General features: G+C 65.8%; 12 protein-coding genes and 1 pseudogene. 8 read left to right on the forward strand and 5 right to left on the reverse strand.

Annotated features, from left to right (window positions below):
- Positions 1 to 105 precede the first annotated feature (105 nt).
- On the forward strand, positions 106 to 414 hold the full coding sequence (locus tag ACFPMG_RS34735; RefSeq protein ID WP_377000875.1) for a hypothetical protein: 309 nt from the start codon (positions 106 to 108) through the stop codon (positions 412 to 414).
- A complete protein-coding gene (locus ACFPMG_RS34740; RefSeq protein ID WP_377000671.1) occupies positions 366 to 1019 on the forward strand; it encodes an IS630 family transposase in 654 nt (217 codons plus the stop codon). Before ACFPMG_RS34735 ends, ACFPMG_RS34740 begins: the two co-directional genes overlap by 49 nt.
- A gap of 180 nt (positions 1020 to 1199) precedes the next feature.
- On the opposite strand, the gene ACFPMG_RS34745 is transcribed toward ACFPMG_RS34740, so the two are convergent.
- Positions 1200 to 2162, reverse strand: coding sequence for an AraC family transcriptional regulator (locus ACFPMG_RS34745; RefSeq protein WP_377000673.1), 963 nt, complete (start codon positions 2160 to 2162; stop codon positions 1200 to 1202).
- 101 nt (positions 2163 to 2263) lie between these two features.
- Here ACFPMG_RS34745 and ACFPMG_RS34750 point away from each other — a divergent pair, with 101 nt between their 5' ends.
- The 3 genes and pseudogenes from ACFPMG_RS34750 to ACFPMG_RS34760 all read left to right on the forward strand — a co-directional run bounded on the left by ACFPMG_RS34750 (position 2264) and on the right by ACFPMG_RS34760 (position 4544).
- Complete coding sequence (locus tag ACFPMG_RS34750) at positions 2264 to 3460, forward strand: MFS transporter (RefSeq protein ID WP_377000675.1); 1197 nt, start codon at positions 2264 to 2266, stop codon at positions 3458 to 3460.
- Positions 3461 to 3884: 424 nt separating this feature from the next.
- Positions 3885 to 4316: pseudogene (locus tag ACFPMG_RS34755) on the forward strand (recombinase family protein); the annotation flags it as partial.
- Complete coding sequence (locus ACFPMG_RS34760; RefSeq protein WP_377000866.1) at positions 4302 to 4544, forward strand: helix-turn-helix domain-containing protein; 243 nt, start codon at positions 4302 to 4304, stop codon at positions 4542 to 4544. The pseudogene ACFPMG_RS34755 and the gene ACFPMG_RS34760, both read left to right, overlap by 15 nt.
- 363 nt (positions 4545 to 4907) lie before the next feature.
- On the opposite strand, the gene ACFPMG_RS34765 is transcribed toward ACFPMG_RS34760, so the two are convergent.
- Complete coding sequence (locus ACFPMG_RS34765; RefSeq protein ID WP_377000677.1) at positions 4908 to 5708, reverse strand: IclR family transcriptional regulator; 801 nt, start codon at positions 5706 to 5708, stop codon at positions 4908 to 4910.
- Positions 5709 to 5891: 183 nt separating this feature from the next.
- On the opposite strand from ACFPMG_RS34765, the gene ACFPMG_RS34770 reads away from it, so the two are divergent.
- From ACFPMG_RS34770 to ilvD, 3 genes are all read left to right on the forward strand, one after another.
- On the forward strand, positions 5892 to 6848 hold the full coding sequence (locus ACFPMG_RS34770; protein WP_377000679.1) for a dihydrodipicolinate synthase family protein: 957 nt from the start codon (positions 5892 to 5894) through the stop codon (positions 6846 to 6848).
- A gap of 154 nt (positions 6849 to 7002) precedes the next feature.
- On the forward strand, positions 7003 to 8349 hold the full coding sequence (locus ACFPMG_RS34775; RefSeq protein WP_377000681.1) for an MFS transporter: 1347 nt from the start codon (positions 7003 to 7005) through the stop codon (positions 8347 to 8349).
- A 38-nt stretch (positions 8350 to 8387) separates the two neighbouring features.
- Entirely contained in the window at positions 8388 to 10109 is a 1722-nt protein-coding gene (ilvD, locus tag ACFPMG_RS34780; protein ID WP_377000683.1) for a dihydroxy-acid dehydratase, read from the forward strand.
- A gap of 447 nt (positions 10110 to 10556) precedes the next feature.
- On the opposite strand, the gene ACFPMG_RS34785 is transcribed toward ilvD, so the two are convergent.
- The 3 genes from ACFPMG_RS34785 to pdxR all read right to left on the reverse strand — a co-directional run bounded on the left by ACFPMG_RS34785 (position 10557) and on the right by pdxR (position 13630).
- Complete coding sequence (locus ACFPMG_RS34785; RefSeq protein ID WP_377000685.1) at positions 10557 to 11204, reverse strand: DedA family protein; 648 nt, start codon at positions 11202 to 11204, stop codon at positions 10557 to 10559.
- Between the two features lie 100 nt (positions 11205 to 11304).
- Positions 11305 to 12006 carry a glutamine amidotransferase gene (locus ACFPMG_RS34790; RefSeq protein WP_377000687.1) on the reverse strand — a complete coding sequence of 234 codons (702 nt, stop codon included), beginning with the start codon at positions 12004 to 12006 and terminating at the stop codon, positions 11305 to 11307.
- Between the two features lie 136 nt (positions 12007 to 12142).
- Positions 12143 to 13630 carry a MocR-like pyridoxine biosynthesis transcription factor PdxR gene (pdxR, locus tag ACFPMG_RS34795; RefSeq protein ID WP_377000689.1) on the reverse strand — a complete coding sequence of 496 codons (1488 nt, stop codon included), beginning with the start codon at positions 13628 to 13630 and terminating at the stop codon, positions 12143 to 12145.
- Between the last annotated feature and the right edge of the window lie 106 nt (positions 13631 to 13736).

A 13736-nucleotide genomic window follows, 5' to 3' on the forward strand; every position in this document is an offset into this window, starting at 1 on the left:
TTCGGACTCCGAACGCAGATCAATGGCCGCTAAGGTTGTCCGTAACTGCTCACGGGGTTGGCGAAATGGGTTGCGCCACCTCGCTGAATATGAGTGAACATCCGGATGGAGAAACCGCCGCGCCACCGCTTGAGTGATGCCGAGAAGGACGCCCTGCTTATGGAGCAGGCGGCGTTGATCGAGCAGTTAAAGCGGATTGTCGCTGAGTATAGACGGAATTTTGGCTGGCCTGCGCGGTTGGAGGAAGACACCGCTGAAGGAGGCCGTTCCATGGGCCAGCCATATTCCGCTGATCTGCGCGAACGGGTTCTGCTGGCATATGAGCGCCGCGAAGGCGGCCCCGAGTTGCTGAGCTTGGCGGTGTTGTGCCGCACCTTGAAGCGGCTGGGGTTGGCGCGCAAAAAAAGACGCTGAGAGCCAGCGAGCAAGAGCGCGCGGATATCGCCGCGGAACGCGCGGCCTACCAGGGCGATGCCGTGGTCCAGGAACCGGCACGCTTGGTTTTCCTCGATGAAACCGGCATCAACACCCGGATGACCCCGACCCACGCCCGGGCGCCGCGCGGACAGTGGGCGCTCGGGTCCGTGCCCTGTGGCTCCTGGCACCGCGTCATGGTGCTCGGGGCGCTGAGCGCCGAAGGCATGCTGGCCGCCATGAGCATCGAGGCGTCCACCTCCTCCGCCGTGTTTCTCGCCATTGTCGAGCATGCGCTTCTGCCCGTGCTCCGGCGCGACAAGCCCGGCGCCGTGGTCGTGATGGACAACCTCTCCGCTCACAAGCGGGCCGATATCCTCGCTGCCTTTGAGACCGCGGGGTTCCGTGTCCGCTTCCTCCCGCGCTACTCGCCCGACCCCTCGCCCATCGAGCCGGGCTGGGCCAAGCTCAAAGGAATCCTGCGCGCCAAGGAAGCCCGCACCGTCGAAGCCCTCAACGAGGAACTCGGCCCAGCCCTCAAGGCAATCACCGCCACCGACGCCAATGCGTGGTTCAAGCTCTGCGGCTACCCGAATCTAAACTGAGCCGAAATCCGCTTTATCGGCGCAAAGTCGACAGTCCGGCGCCTTGCAAACCGATCTCGTGCTGTTGGGCAAGGTGTCGCCGGACTCTACGCGCTGAAAGTTGGTCAGGTCACCCGCGACGACGTGCGGGACCGGCTTGTGAAAGGACCTGCCCGCCACTTGGTCCCGATCGTGCTGGTACTATGATGCCGCGTTGCGCGAAGCACCGGGCGAGTAGCCCATAGTGCGTTTGAAAGCGCGGCTGAAGGCGGCTTGAGAACCGTAGCCGAGCCGATGCGCGGCGGCTTCGATCGACAACCGTTCCCGCCCGATCCAATGGGCGGCAAGCCGCATCCGGAGTTCCGTCACATAGCGGACCGGGGTCACGCCGGTCACCGCCAGGAAGCGTTCCGCGAAAACAGAACGCGAGGCCCCCATCTCCGCAGCCAATTCCGCCACAGTCCAGTTGTGGCCAGGATCCCGATGCAGCGCGGAGATGACGCGGCCGAGCCGCGGGTCGCGCAGCGCGTCGATCCAGCCGCACGCATCACCGCAGCCGCATTCCACCCAGCCGCGCACGATGGAGGCGGACACGACGTCGGCAAGTCGGGCCAGTATACCGGCGTAGCCGGCGCGTTCGGCCCGCGCCTCGCGCTCCATCGCCTCCAGCATCGGCAGCATCTCGGGGTAACGGTCGAGCAGGGTGCCGACCTGCATCACCTCGGGCATCAAGCCGACCAGCGGCTGCATGGCGCCGAGGTCGAACTCCATGCAGCCGGTGAAGATGACCGCGTCCTTCGAGCGGCAGCTTTCGGCCGGGCAGGATTCGAGCGCGCTGACATTGCCGCACAAGGGCGCCGTCGCGAAGCTGGCGACGTCGCGGGCCGGCAGCTCCGGCGCCGACAGCAGCTCGTGTGCGCCGCCGCGTGGCAGCAGCACCGCATCGCCCGTGTTCAGCGTGAAGGTGCCGCCGGCGAGCAGCCGCAGAAGGACCGGCCCACGGGCGATGAAATGGAATTGCGCCCGCCCCTCCACCGTGCCGAAGCCGATGCCGAAGGGAGGGGCGACCTGCATGCGGCGGTACTGGACGCCGGTGAGCCGCATCCCGAGCAAAAGCTCGCTGACGAGGTCGGCGCCCGGATGAAGGAGGGTCTGGTCAGGCATATTCGGACGATGGATCAAAACATGCGGACTATATGGCATGGATCGTCCGGCGGCTCCACCCTATTCTGCGTCGCAACATAATCTTCCAGCGAGGACAGAACATGATGGGACCTGCGAGGCCGGCCAGCGCCGCGCCGACGGAGCCCGCGTGGGGAGCAGTCTTCTCCCTGACGCTCGGCGTGTTCGGGCTGGTGACGGCGGAGTTCCTGCCGGCCAGCCTCCTGACGCCAATGGCGGCCGACCTGCACGTGACCGAGGCGATGGCCGGACAGGCGGTCACCGCGACCGCTATGGTGGCGCTGGTCGCCAGCCTGCTCATCTCCGCCGCGACGCGCCGAATCGACCGGCGTCACGTGCTGCTCGCCTTTTCGGCGTTGCTGCTGGTGTCCAACCTGATGGTCGCCTTTGCCCCCGACCTGCTGTCCCTACTGGTCGGGCGGGTGCTGCTGGGGGTGGCGCTCGGCGGCTTCTGGGCCATGTCGGCCGCGATCGCCATGCGGCTGGTGCCGGAGGCGATGATCCCGCGGGCATTGTCGATGATCTTCAGCGGCGTGTCGGCGGCCACGGTCTTCGCGGCGCCGGTCGGGAGCTACCTCGGCGACTTGCTCGGCTGGCGCGCGGTGTTCCTGATGGCCGGCGGGCTGGGGCTGGTGGCGTTGGCGGCGCAGTTCCTCACGCTGCCGCGCATGGCGCCGAACGGCCACACCAGCCTCCGGACGTTGGGCGAGGTGCTGGTGCGGCCGGGGGTCGGGCTCGGCATGCTGTCGATCATCCTCGTCTTCACCGGGCATTTCGCGCTGTTCACCTATGTGCGGCCGTTCCTGGAGACGGTGACCGGCGTCGGCGTCGGCGGCGTCTCGGGCATCCTGTTGGGCTTTGGCGTGGCGAACTTCGCCGGCACCTACCTCGGCGGCGCGCTGCTGGAGCGCAGCATGCGGCTGACCCTGGCCGTCATGCCCCTGACCATGGGGCTGCTCGGGCTCGGGCTGGCAGCGCTGGGCGGCTCGCCGGTCATTGCGTCTGTGCTGATCGCACTGTGGGGCGTCGCCTTCGGCGCCGTGCCCGTAGCGTGGTCCACCTGGATCACCCGCACCGTACCGGACGAGGCGGAAAGCGCCGGCGGCCTCTTCGTCGCGGCGGTGCAACTTGCCATCGCCACCGGCGCGGCAGCGGGGGGCGCCATCTTTGGAATCACCGGCGCCGGTGGTGTCTTCGGCGTCAGCGGCATCGTGCTGCTGCTGGCGGCGCTGGTCGTGCTGGGAGGCGTGCGGGCGCGGGCAGTCGCTGTCGCGCCCTGATCACCTCCGTTAGGCGCCCGCGGATGGACCGGCCGCTGTCGCGCTCCGTCTCCGGGACCGCGGGTCCCCATGCCACCACCACCGCATCGTACCCGGAAAACCACCCCTCGATCGGATTGATAGCCCGCGACATCGATCCTTCGTGATTGTCGACACAAGGAAGTTTAGACGATCGGGCTCGGTTCAGTGTCGCGGGTTAGGTGCCAAGCTCTCGGTGGTGGTTCCGTACTGCCGGGAACGCGGTTCCTTCCGCGGTCGGCGGACCCGTTCGCTCCGCTTTATGGAAGCCAACTAACTTCAGCTCCTGGCGCAAAGCGGACCCAGTCACAGCGATGGCGCCGCCTTTTGCCACGCCGGCGACTAGGAACCTGAGCCCCTGGAGGTGTGTTGCGAAAGTTGTGGCAAAACTCTGTGCTGAAAGGGCATGGGAAAGGCTGCTGCCACACGCACCACTCCACACCTGATTGGATATGCCCGAGTGTCCACCGACGATCAGCGGTTGGATCTGCAGATCGACGCCCTGACTAGGGCGGGGGTGGAGTCCGAGGACATCTGGAGCGATACCGCGTCCGGTCTGACGGTCGCGCGCCCTGGCTTGGCTGGCGTGCTGAAGGCGGTGTAGCTAGGCAACGTGCTGGTGGTGTGGAAGTTCGACCGCTTGGCGCGTTCGACCCTGGAGTTGCTCAAGATCGCCGACCAGTTCAAGCGGAAGGGCGTTGGCCTGCGCAGCTTGACGCAAGGCATCGACACCAGTGGCCCGGCCGGGGCTCTGGTCTTCGCGGTGCTTGCGGCGGTCGCTGAGATCGAAGCCACGATGATCTCCGAGCGAACCATTGCCGGAATGGAGGCGGCGAGAGCCCGAGGCGTTCACCTTGGGCGGCCTCGAAAGCTGACCGACAAGCAGTGCGCAATGATCGAGACCTTGCTCAGGAACCGCCATAGAGGACAGACGGCCCGGCAGATTGCTGAGCAGTTCGGGGTGGATCGCACGACGATGTACCGTGCCCTTCGAGAACACGCGCTCGCACGGCCCGGGAGTGAAAGTGCCGTTTCGTCACCAAGGCGTGACTCGAAAAAGCGCTAAATTCCCGCCTTAGTTGAATCCCGCAGAGCTTACAACCCATTAAATGAAGTTCTCGGCATGGCGAAAAAACACAAGCAATGGTTACCGCCGGGGCGCGGTAACCGGGCGGACGCAGTTCCAGCGCGATGAACGCACCGGCCAGTTTATGGAGGTCAAAGACGATGGCACGACGTTCAAAGGCGTCGCGCGTGAGCTGGACGGGCGGGACACGGAAAACTCCTAGCTTAGCCCTTATCTGAATTATCTCTGAACGAAGCGCCAGCAGATGAGAGTAGAGGCTATTTGGCGAAATGCGGCGTCGATGTCCCCATCGGCAGTGGCCCAGGACGGAATCACGCCAACACCGACGCGACAACAGAGCCCCTACTTGCCCCTTTCTGGGTACCCGAGTTCGTGAGAGATGTCCTGTGCGGTGGCGCAAACTTGCCCAGCCAGCGCATCGAGACGCTCAGGACTGATGTCCAGTACTGTACCAACGGCACTGATCGCAGCAACCACCTTGCCTTGCGCATCATTGACCGGGGCGGCGACGCAGCGGATATTGAGCAGGTCCTCCTCGTTGTCGAGCGCCCAGCCGCGGTGCCGCACCTCGCGCAGATGCGCACGGAAGCGTTCGGGGTCGGTCAGCGTGTTCGGGCACTTCGCCCGCCACTCGATGTGGCGCAGCATCTCCTCCAACTCCGGCTCCGGCAGCGACGCCAGCAACACCTTGCCGAGCGACGAGCTGTGCAACGACAGCCGTTTGCCAACCCAGGTGTTGACGCGGATCTCCCGCTGCCCCTCGACCTTCATCAGGTAGATCGCCGCGTGCCCTTCGAGCACGCCGAGGTGGCAGGTCAGCTGCGTCTCCTGCGCCAGTGTGCGCAGGAAAGGCAGCGCGTGGTGATCGATCTGGCGCTGGCCGGCGGCCATGGTCCCCAGCTCCAGCAGCCGTAGCCCGAGGATGTAGCCGCGGTCGGAGCGGAGCTGGAGCGCACCCAGTTGGCACAGCGTGCTGATCAGGTGGTGGCAGCTGCTGTTGGGCAGCCCCAGGCGTGAGCGGATCGCGGCGAACCCCAGGCCCGGTTCGCTGGCGACCAGCTCAAGGATAGAAAAGCCCTTGGTCAGCGCCGGCGCCGCGGATTTCTCCTGGCCGGCCTCCTTCACCGTGTCGATGTCCGTCATGCCGCACCTCCGCCGCCGAGTCGTGTTGAGAGGACCCCTGTGACAAGTCGGCGCAGCTCTCGAGCACTGCCGCAGCCTTCCTTGATCTCCATCCCGACCATGGGTAGCATGTCCATATACAGAAATCAAGTTCCTCATATGGAATTCGCTGTGTGTGGAACTTGGTGCTTCGGAGAAAGCGTCATGTCCTCAGGCGTGTTTCGCGGCATCATCACCCCCGTCCCGACGATCGTCCAGGACGATGGCCAGTTCGACCAAGCCGGCATGGCAGTGCTGATCGACCGACTCTTGCAGAGCAAGGTGAACGGCCTGCTGTTCCTCGGCAGCGCCGGCGAGTTCTTCCAGTTCCCCACCCAGGCCCGCAAGGCCATCTCTGATTTCTGCGTGGCGCGCGTTGCCGGGCGCCGGCCGTGCATCGTCGGTACCGCCGCGTGCAGCACCGCCGAAGTGATCGAGCTCGGCCGCCACGCCGGCGCCATCGGCGCCGACGGGGTGATCGTCGTCAATCCCTACTACGCGCCGCTCACCGAGGAGCGGCTGTACACCCACTACCGCACGGTGGCTGAGGCCGTGGAGCTGCCGGTCCTGCTCTACAATTTCCCGGGCATGACCGGGCAGGACCTGTCCATCGAACTGGTGGCGCGCCTAGCCCGCGACTGCCCGACCATCGTTGGCATTAAGGACACGGTGGATTGCGCCAGCCACACCCGGCGGCTGATCACCGAGGTGAAGGCGGCGCGGCCCGACTTTCTGGTCTTCGCCGGCTACGACGAGTACCTGATCAACACGCTGATGCTGGGCGGCGACGGCGCCATTCCGGCCACCTCCAACTTCGCCCCCGAGATCACCTGTGGCCTGTATGACGCCTTCCTGGCGCAGGACTACGGGCGGACTGCTGAACTGATGAAGCGGTTGGCGGTGCTGTCGGCGATCTACAACCTGGACACGCCGTTCGCCGGCGTCGTCAAGGAGGCAATCCGCATGACCGGCTCGGATATCTCCACCGGCGTGGTCCCGCCCTTCACCAAGCCCGGCCAAGCGATCAAGGACCGACTCGCCGACGTCCTGGTCCGCTCCGGCGTCCTGCCCGCGCCCCTGGCGGTACCGCCGAAGCCGGAACGGGCCGAGGCCGCCGACTAGGAGAGGCTCCCTCTCGCTTCGCAAGACGCTGAAACGCAGTGTTGCCGCGCCCCCTTCCGGACGCGGGACAGCCTCCTGCAGTGTTGCCGCGCGCCCTTCCGGACGCGGGACAGCCTCCTGCACGCCAAAGCAACCCACGCGCCCCGCCACAAGGATGGTGCGGCGCCAGGAGGATACTTCCATGAATGCTGCTGTAAAGCCGGACATCCCGGCCGCACGCTGGTGGCGGATCATTCCCCCGGCGATCCTGGTCTACATCTTCTCCTTCATGGACCGCACCAACATCGGCTTTGCGATGGCCGGCGGCATGAACGAGAGCCTGTCGATGACCGCCTCCATGTCGGGGCTGGCCGCCGGCATCTTCTTCGTGGGTTACGTCATCCTGCAGGCGCCCGCCGGCCACTGGGCCGAGCATCGCAGCGCTAAGATGTTCGTCGGCACCTCCATCTTCATCTGGGGTGGCTTGTCGATCCTCTGCGGCTTCGTGGAGAGTGCGTGGCAGTTGCTGACCATCCGCTTCCTGATCGGCGTCGCCGAAGGCGGCGTCTGGCCGGCCATGCTGGTGATCCTCAGCCACTGGTTCCCCAACGAGGAACGCGGCCGGGCGAACGCCTACTTCATCATGAACATCGCCATCGCCTCGATCATCACCGGCCCGCTGTCGGGCTGGATCATCAGCAGCTTCGGTTGGCGCTGGGTGTTCATCAGCGAGGGTCTGCTGTCGCTGCTGCTGATCTTCGTCTGGTGGCCGCTGATCAGCGACAGCCCGGAAAAGGCCAAGTGGATCTCCGAAGAGGAAAAAAATTACATCGTTACCCGGTTGCTGGAAGAGCAGGCGAGCCTCAAATCGAGTGACTCAGCGAAGACGTCCTACTCTGAGCTATTCAAGGACGTCAATCTCTGGAAGATGATCTTGCTGTACTTCTGCTATCAGGTGGGCATTTACGGCTTCGCCATGTGGCTGCCGACGTTGCTGAAGGAGTTGACCAATACCGGCATGACCGGCATCGGGCTGCTATCGATGTTCCCGTACATCGCCATGATCTTCGGCCTCTATGCCTTCGCCCAACTCTCCGACCGCTCGATGAACCGCCGCCGCTACACGGCGATCCCGATCATCGCCTTCGCTGCCTGCTTCCTGCTGTCCACGCTGCTCAAGACCAATGTTTGGGTGTCCTTTGGTTTCCTGGTCGCCTGCGGCCTGTTCATGCAGTCGGCTTCGAGCATCTTCTGGACCATGCCGCCGTTGCTGTTCCCCGCCGAGGTCGCCGGTGGTGCACGCGGTGTCATCAATGCCATCGGCAACCTGGGCGGTTTCATCGGTCCGTTCGCGGTCGGCTGGTTCCGCACTTCCTTCGACAGTTACGACGCCGGCATCTACTTCCTGGTGATCATGCTGGTGGCCGGTTACCTGCTGACTTTGACGCTGCCGGCCAAGACCGCCGGCCCTGCCGCCTCGAAGCGAGGCGACCTGCCGTCAACCACCCCCCGCACCGCCTGACCGGCTGTTTTCCAGCGCAAACATAAGGAATGAGTGTCATGACCGAGCAAAAATGCAGCAAGGTTAGGGATATGTGGGCGCAGGTCGATGCCCTGATGCTTGGCATGAACTGGACCGAGGAGGACCTTAAAAAGCCACAGATCCTGGTGGACGACGTGCATGGCGACAGCCATCCGGGCAGCTTCCACCTGGACGTCCTGAACAAGGAGGCCTGCATCGGCGTGTACGAGGCGGGCGGCAAGCCGGCGCAGTTTCATGTCACGGACATCTGCGACGGCTGGGCGCAGGGCCATGATGGGATGAACTACATCCTGGCCTCGCGCGGCATCATCGCCGACATGGTGGAGATCCATGCCTCGGTTATCCCTTGGGATGGGATGATCCTGCTCTCCGGCTGCGACAAGTCCACACCCGCGCACCTGATGGCAGCGGCGCGCATGGACCTGCCGACCATCCACATCCCGAGTGGCGCCATGCGCTCGGGCCCCGGCAACTCCACTTCCGGCCTGGCCGGCCCGCTGTCCGCACGGGCCAAGAAGGGGCAGGTCGAGTATGCGGAGATGCACAACTACAAGCTGAGCGGGTGCCCGTCCTGCGGCGCCTGCCAGTTTATGGGCACCGCCAGCACCATGCAGTGCATGTCCGAAGCGCTCGGCCTTGCGTTGCCCGGTACGGCGCTGATGCCGGCAACCATGATGGACATCCGCCGCATGTCGCGCTTAGCAGGCAAGCAGATCATGGCGCTGGTGGCCAAGGGCCTGACCGCCCGGCAGATCCTGACCCAGGACGCGTTCCTCAACGCCTTGAAGGTGCATGCAGCAATCGGCGGCAGCACCAACGCGCTGATCCACATGCCGGCCATCGCGCACGAGTTGGGAATGACGTTGGAGCCGGAGCTGTTCGACCGCATCGGCCGCGAGATCAAGTACCTCACCAGCATCCAGCCGAGCGGCAAGTACACCGCCGAACTCTTCTGGTTCGCCGGGGGCGTGCCGCGGATCCAATGGCTGCTGCGCGACCAACTCAACCTCGAGGTCATGACCGTTACCGGCCGGGCACTGGGTGAGAACCTGGAGATGCTGGAGCGCGACGGCTTCTTCGAGCGCGGCCTGGGGCACCTGCGCAGCTTCAACATCCCGCCCGAGGAGGTGATCCGCACGCCCGAGAAGTCTGACAAGTACGGCTCGATCGCGGTGCTGCGCGGCAACCTGGCGCCCGAAGGTGCCGTAGTGAAGTTCTCCGCCGTGGTGCCGAAGATGCATCAGCACGTCGGCTCGGCCGCGGTCTTCGACAGCGAGGAGCAGGCGCAAGCCGCCATCGTCGCCGGTAAGATCGCACCGGGTGCCGTGGTGGTGATTCGCTACGAGGGTCCGAAGGGCTCCGGCATGCCGGAGATGTTCATGACCACCGATGCTCTGGTCTACGACCCGGCGCTGAACGGCACGGTCGCCATCGTCACCGACGGCCGGTTCTCCGGTGCCACGAGCGGCCCGTGCATCGGCCACGTGTCACCGGAGGCCGTCGACGGTGGTCCGATCGCCCTGGTTGAGGACGGCGACCTCATCGAGATCGACATCCCCGGCCGCAATCTGCGGATTGTCGGAGTCGATGGGGAACCGCGATCGGCGGAGGACATGGAGGCCATACTGGCCGCCCGGAAAGCCGCTTGGCGACTGCCCGATCGGCCGACCAAAAAGGGCGTGCTGAAGCGCTACACGCAAAGCGCCGTGTCCGCTATGGCTGGAGCCTACATGCGGTGATGCCGGCCATGATCCCGGAACACCAATGACTTGGGGCGACGAGGACCCCATACGCATCAGTTGGAAAGGGCGCCTGTCTTGCCAAAGGCGCCCTTTTCCACGGCCGCGTCCGGCGCAAAGCGAACGATTCCGCCGCCTGTGAGGGGGCGTCGTCCACCAATAGGAGTGTGGCAAAAGGGGGCGATTGCGCACGTGTCGCCCCAAATTGAAGGCTTGCACTTTCTATCACGCAAGAATTTGTTTCAAGACCTGTTGGAGGCGCGGCACTCACATTGCTGTTGGTCGATCCTGCAATATGCCAGAAGACCTTCGAATGGGCGGGTTGGAGCGGAAGATCTCAGGATTTGCGCAAATCTGTGCGGAAATTCTCACTTTATAGGGACTTTCAATCGCGACTTATGCTGTCAAGCCGTCCTCGAAATGCCTGCCGTGCCTCACTCGGATATCTTAGTCTATGCATAAACCCACACCGGAAATCGGCGGCGCCAGAACGCAGGGCGCATCGCCCCCGTTCCGGGTGACCGCAGGCGTTGCCCTGGCGCCGGACAGGAGTTCGTCGATGCCGACTCCCTTCGCGATGGCGATGCCGGGCGCCATCATCAAAGGCACCCAGATCACCGCTGACAGCAGGTTGGCGGTCTGGAAGCTGTGGTGCGGCATCGCCATCATCCCGGCGGTGATCGGCACCACCGGCCGCAGCGGCCCGAGGAAGCGGGCAAGGAACACGCTCTTGCCGCCGTGGCGCAGGAAGAAGCGGCTGCCCCGCTCCAGAAGCTCCGGCCGCTGACGGAACGGCCAGACGACCGGGACCCGATCGCCGAACACCCGGCCAAACCAGTAGGACACGGCGTCGCCCAGCACCGCTCCCAGCGCGAGGGCGACGTAGACCTGCCAGAAGCCGAGGGCACCGGAGGCGACCAGCGCGCCCGCCGTGGCGATCAGCACCACACCCGGCACCACGAACCCCACGAAGGCCAGGGACTCCGCGAACGCGCACAGGAAGAAGATCACCTCCGCCCAGGAGGCGTTCGCTTCGATGAAGGCGCTCCAACGCTCCATGCCGTCGATCAGCACATTCCTTGCTGCGTCGTTCATTCAGGTTCCCTGTGAGGCGGCTCGTCGGAGCGGACTGTGCCACAGATCGGCAGCGCCGTGCAGATCGATGGAAACCCCATCCCGCCTCACCGCACAGGGATCAGGGCACGGCCTGAAGCCACTCGGCCAGCATCTTCTGCCCGGCCTCGCGCAATTCCGGGCCGATCCGCGCCGCTTGGCCACGCAACACGCGCGGGTCGATGCCGGCCCCGGCCAGCTCGGCGGCATGGCCCGTCAGCCATCGCTCGATGCCGGCGGCCACATCGACCTCCGGATGGAATTGCAGGGCCAGCGTGTGGCGGCCAACCGAAAACCCCTGGGTTGCGCAGAGCGGCGTCGACGCCAAGCTCTCCGCCCCGTCGGGGATCTGGAAGGCGTCCCCATGCCAGTGGAGCACCGGAACGCCCTCCAGATGGCGAAGCGGCCCGCCCCGTCCGGCATCGGTCAGAGTGAGCGGGCCGAAGCCGATTTCCTTGTGGCCCATGGGGCGCACCGCCGCACCGAGCGCCTTGGCGATCTGCTGCGCCCCGAGGCAGATGCCGAGCGTCGGGCGACCCGCGGCCAGCCTTGCCGCCAGGAGCGAGGATTCCTCGGCGAGATACGGATAGGCGTCGCTGTCATAGACTCCGACGGGACCGCCGAGGACGATCAGCAAATCCGGGTCCAGCGGATCGAGCGTCGCGAACGGCGCCGCGTCGAGATCATGATAGCGGACTGCATAGCCGGCATCCGACAGCACCGCGCTGAAGATGCCGAGGTCTTCAAAATGGACGTGCCGGATCGCCAGCGCCGTTTTGTGCATGGGTCGCCTCCCGCTCCCGCGCCGGGAACGTCGTGGATTGGTCGGCTCTCGGATACCAGACGAATGGCTCGCTGCGCCCAGCCATTTTCCAGCAACGGTCCAGACCAATTCTCCTTGTTCCGGAGGCCCGCCGACTTTACGGCGTCGCCGCCGTGCGAAGCGCCTTCTCCAGCTTTCTGACCGCGGTCTCGATTTCAAAAGGCGTGTAGGCCGCGAAGCCCATCAGGAAGCCCGCCTTGCCGTCGCCGGCAGCGTGCAGCGCCGACAGGCCGAGCAGTTCGATCCCGGCCCGCCGCGCCGCATCGACGGCGGCGCGCTCGGCAAGGCCGCCGGTCAGCAGGCAGGGCATCTGCAGACCGCCGATGGGAACCTGCGGTTCGACGAAGTCCGACAGGTGCTTGGCGACGAGGCCCGCCAGCGCGTCGAGGCGCTCGGCATAGACGCCGCGCATGGCGCGGACATGCGCCCCGAAATGCCCGCCCTCCATGAAGCGGGCCAGCGTGAGCTGGGCCATCGGCGCCGTGTGGCCATCCAGCAGGGTGCGCGCGACGGTCATCGGCTTCACGAGCTGGGGCGGCAGCACGGCGTAGCCGATCCGCAGCCCGGGAAAGAGCGATTTGGTGAAGGTGCCGATGTAGATGGTCCGGCCATGCGGATCGAGCCCCTGCACGCAGGCCGTCGGCTTGCCCGCGTAGCGGAACTCGCTGTCATAGTCGTCCTCGATGATCCAGGCCTGATGCCGGGCCGCCCACTCGATCAGGGCCAGACGGCGATCCAGCGCCAGCGTCGCGCCGGTCGGGAACTGGTGGGACGGCGTCAGGAACACCGCCTTCGCCCGCTGCGGCTCGGCCAGGATGTGATCGACGACGATGCCCTGCCGGTCGACCCGGATCGGAACGCAGTCCAGCCCCGCCGCTTCGAACGCCTTGCGCGCCCCGTAATAGGCCGGGTCCTCCAGGAAAATCCCGTCGCCGGGGTCGAACAGCAGGGTCGCGCAGAGCGACATCGCCTGTTGCGAGCTGGTCAGCACCAGAACGCGGTCGGCGGTGGCGCGCGCGCCGCGTTCGAGGTTCACATAATCGGCGATGGCGCGGCGCAGCGGCTCCGTCCCCTGCGGATCGCCATGAAACAGGCTTTGCGTGCCGACCTCCTTGCGCACCTGCCGTTCCAGCCGTTCCCAGAGCGCAAGAGGGAAGGTCCGGGTTTCCGGGACGCCATGGGCGAAGGGCCGCGGCGCCGGCATCTCGCGCACGCCGCCCCCCTCGAACACGGCGGCCCCGCGCCGGCTGAGAGCGGGCGCTGGATCGCTCGGGAGCGTGTTGCGCCGGGACCGGCGGCCGGGGGTGAACTCGCTGATCTCCGCGACGAAGCTGCCGCTGCCGACGCGCCGTTCGATGAAGCCTTCGGCGTGAAGCTGGGCGTAGGCCGCCTCGATCGTGTCGCGCGACACCCCCAGCGAGGCGGCGAGCGCGCGCGAGGCGGGCAGCGGCTTGCCCGGCCCGAGCGCTCCGTCGACGATGAGCTGCCGGACGGCCCGCTGAATCCGCGCGTGAAGCGGCATGGCCGCATGGGCGGGGTTGGCGATCCACGCCTTCACGGACTCAAGCTGGGAATGCCGGAACAATTGGTCTGGCCTTCTTCGATAAAGCGGATGGGCACATCAGGCCATTGGTCGGGTAGTTGTCAAGGCCGCTCATCGCCCTTGCGGCTCGAACCGTCCGGAGGTCCCG

It is taken from the genome of Azospirillum himalayense (assembly GCF_042657465.1).
Classification (GTDB): domain Bacteria; phylum Pseudomonadota; class Alphaproteobacteria; order Azospirillales; family Azospirillaceae; genus Azospirillum; species Azospirillum himalayense.

What these genes read in the sequence shown, in the direction of transcription:
- ACFPMG_RS34735 (WP_377000875.1), top strand. Translation starts at nt 106, where the DNA reads ATGGAGAAACCGCCGCGCCACCGCTTGAGTGATGCCGAGAAGGACGCC.
- ACFPMG_RS34745 (WP_377000673.1), bottom strand. Translation starts at nt 2,162, where the DNA reads ATGCCTGACCAGACCCTCCTTCATCCGGGCGCCGACCTCGTCAGCGAG.
- ACFPMG_RS34785 (WP_377000685.1), bottom strand. Translation starts at nt 11,204, where the DNA reads ATGAACGACGCAGCAAGGAATGTGCTGATCGACGGCATGGAGCGTTGG.
- ACFPMG_RS34775 (WP_377000681.1), top strand. Translation starts at nt 7,003, where the DNA reads ATGGTGCGGCGCCAGGAGGATACTTCCATGAATGCTGCTGTAAAGCCG.
- ACFPMG_RS34790 (WP_377000687.1), bottom strand. Translation starts at nt 12,006, where the DNA reads ATGCACAAAACGGCGCTGGCGATCCGGCACGTCCATTTTGAAGACCTC.
- ACFPMG_RS34765 (WP_377000677.1), bottom strand. Translation starts at nt 5,708, where the DNA reads ATGACGGACATCGACACGGTGAAGGAGGCCGGCCAGGAGAAATCCGCG.
- ACFPMG_RS34770 (WP_377000679.1), top strand. Translation starts at nt 5,892, where the DNA reads ATGTCCTCAGGCGTGTTTCGCGGCATCATCACCCCCGTCCCGACGATC.
- ACFPMG_RS34750 (WP_377000675.1), top strand. Translation starts at nt 2,264, where the DNA reads ATGATGGGACCTGCGAGGCCGGCCAGCGCCGCGCCGACGGAGCCCGCG.
- ilvD (WP_377000683.1), top strand. Translation starts at nt 8,388, where the DNA reads ATGACCGAGCAAAAATGCAGCAAGGTTAGGGATATGTGGGCGCAGGTC.
- ACFPMG_RS34760 (WP_377000866.1), top strand. Translation starts at nt 4,302, where the DNA reads ATGGAGGCGGCGAGAGCCCGAGGCGTTCACCTTGGGCGGCCTCGAAAG.